This is a genomic window from Burkholderia sp. SCN-KJ, from assembly GCF_024656005.1.
Taxonomy (GTDB): Bacteria; Pseudomonadota; Gammaproteobacteria; order Burkholderiales; family Burkholderiaceae; genus Burkholderia.
On record NZ_JANKOG010000072.1, the window covers coordinates 1 to 2,744 of the forward strand.

The 2,744-nt window shown below is 52.7% G+C and carries 1 protein-coding gene and 1 tRNA gene; both read left to right on the top strand.

Annotation, left to right across the window (positions count from 1 at the left end; all coding sequences use genetic code 11):
- Positions 1-548 precede the first annotated feature (548 nt).
- A tRNA-Ile gene (locus tag NQV17_RS37610) sits at positions 549-625 on the top strand.
- Positions 626-710: 85 nt separating this feature from the next.
- Positions 711-2,579, top strand: a complete 1,869-nt coding sequence (locus NQV17_RS37615; RefSeq protein ID WP_257776133.1) for a reverse transcriptase/maturase family protein — start codon at positions 711-713, stop codon at positions 2,577-2,579.
- Positions 2,580-2,744: the final 165 nt, after the last annotated feature.

Genomic DNA, 2,744 nt, shown 5'->3' on the forward strand with positions numbered 1-2,744 from the left:
GTAGCTCAGTTGGTTAGAGCAGTCGACTCATAAGTGCGCCATGGATAGGGCGCACAAACGTTGTAACGGTAGTTACGCCACAGGAGCGGCTGTGGCTAAAGCAGCGACTTACCTGATCGGGAAACCGTGAGGGGACTGCAGCATGTCGTGAAAAGGCAGATAAGGAAGAAGCTGTGCTTCCAAGAGGTCTGTCAGCTAGGCTGGACACGGTGAAGGCTGTATTGCTTGAACCCGAATCCTACCGGGGCATGTTTCGTCAACCCTCAGACACCACAGTTTTACGTCTGAGGTCAGGAAGTCTAGGGTGGCGATTATGAACGCCCTGGAAGCTCCCTCCTGACACGGGCTTCCGAGTCGGAAGAAATGGATGAAATGGGCACCTAAACCCAGAGCACGTTTGTGTGTTAACCATGGGATCGCCTAAGGGGAGTGATCCCTAAAAGGATACAATCAGAACATCGAATGTATCTTGGCAATAGATGGAGCTGGCAACAGATCCGACTATTGCTGGCGACGGAGTTGTGGTAGTACCTGTGTAGTGAAACAGTGGGCCTGTAGCTCAGTGGTTAGTAGCAGTCGACTCATAATCGATTGGTCGCAGGTTCAAATCCTGCCAGGCCCACCAAGTACCTACATACGACCTCGGTAATGCGGGGTGAAAGGGAAGCACAACAGGCTGGACGCGCGTCCAACGACGAAGGTTTACTCGGATGAGTAATAACGACCTACAGCGTTTGGAGGCGCTGCGCAAGAAAAACGCTGATCCAAATTGGGTCAACGGGGAACTCTATCGCCTAATGTACAAGGAAGATCTGTACGTGGTGGCGTACGAGCGGCTGAAAAGCTCCCCCGGAAACATGACCCCTGGAGCCGACGGGACAACACTCGACGAGTTTTCACTGGCAACAATAAAAAACATCGTCTCCCAGATGCGGACTGAATCATTTCAGTTCAGCAGAGCACGTAGAGTGCATATCCCGAAAGCGAACGGTGGCAAGCGCCCGCTAGGTATCGCTTCCCCTAAGGACAAGGTGGTTCAGGAGGTCGTGAGAATGATTCTTGAGGCCATCTATGAAAGTCCATATGGGCCGAGCTTTTCGGAAGCAAGTCACGGTTTCAGACCCAATCGAGGTTGTCACACGGCGCTTAAGTCGATACGGGATAACTGGAGCGGGGTTTCGTGGGTTGTCGAAGGCGACGTCAAAGCTGCCTTTGATAATATTGACCACAATCTCCTGATCGGGCACCTGAAGAAGCGCATTAGTGACACGCGATTCCTCAACCTGATCAGGAAAGCCCTGACGGCGGGCTACTATGAGTTTCGTACGCCGGTGAACAGCGACATCGGTACACCGCAGGGTTCCATTGTCTCTCCCATCCTGTGCAATATCTTTCTGCATGAGCTTGATCTATTTATGATCGAACGCATCGCTTGTACAGAGAAAGGCGAGAAACGTGGTAGAAGCCTTGAGAGCATCAGAGCCTATAAGAGATTGGAGAAAGCTCGTCGAGAAATCGAAAGGCTTGCGCCAAGATCCGAAGAACGGGCCCTGAAGGCTAAGGAGATAAAGGCGGCCAAGCTAGCCAATATGCGAGTGCCATCGGGTATTAATGACGGCTCTTTCATTAGGCTTAAGTATGTCCGCTACGCGGACGACTGGTGTGTTGGTGTCAATGGGCCAAAATGGATGGCCGAGCAAATCCGAAATGAGGTTCGAGACTTCATGAAAGAAAGGCTTGGGCTTACGCTCAACATGGAGAAAACGCATATTCGTCATGCGAAGACCGAGGAAGCTTTCTTTCTCGGGACGCGCATAAAAATCGGGTCAACCACGCAGAAGGTGCAAAAGGTGGTCCGAAACGGAAAAGCGTTCGACAAGCGAGTTACAGGTTGGCTGCCGCAATTGTGGGCACCGGTAGGCAAATTAGTGGGCAAGTTACACGTCAAAGGTTTTTGTGGAAGCGAGGGCGAACCCACGCCGAAGTACATTTGGGTTCTGCTGGACGACGATCAAATCGTTTCTATCTATGGGTCGGTACTACGAGGACTGCTGAATTACTACAGCTTTGCAGACAATTATGCAAAGCTGTCAAGGGTCCAGTACATTCTGAAATACTCGGCCGCGCTGACCTTGGCCACAAAACACAGACTCTCGTTGAAGCAGGTTTTCCGGAAATACGGGGATAGCCTAGCAGTGTTTAAGCAGAACAGTAAGGGTAAGACCTTCGGGGTTAGCTTGCCAGTCGTCACAGATTGGTCGCGTCGCCCCTCGCGGTTCATGATTCGTGAAACACCATCACCCGACTCCATCCTGCTGAGGCACTCGCGAATGCGTACTCGAAGCAAGCTCGGGGAATCGTGCGCTATTTGTGGTTCGGACGCTGGCGTACAGATGCATCACGTCAGACACGTCCGGAAGATGGGAGATCGACCACCCAAAGGCTTTACGAGGCTTCTTGCTACGTTGAACCGGAAGCAGATACCCGCATGTGGTAGCTGTCACGCCAAGATACACGCAGGGGCTTACGATGGGTTAAAGCTGCGAGACCTTCACAACCCGTTCGCGGCGGCGAGATGATGGCGCAGTAGGATAGCTGGAGAGCGCAATGCTTGGAAACTTGCACGTTGCGTTCGGAGGAAGGTAGTTGGTTTCCTGCGTCAGACGGCGTCGCCGCGGTGCGCAAGGGGCTGGCTACCGATCCTACTCGATTGGTCGCCGGTTCAAGTCCGGCCAGGCCCACCA

Excerpts from the sequence above, each read along its gene's own strand:
- NQV17_RS37615 (WP_257776133.1), top strand. The coding sequence starts at position 711 with ATGAGTAATAACGACCTACAGCGTTTGGAGGCGCTGCGCAAGAAAAAC.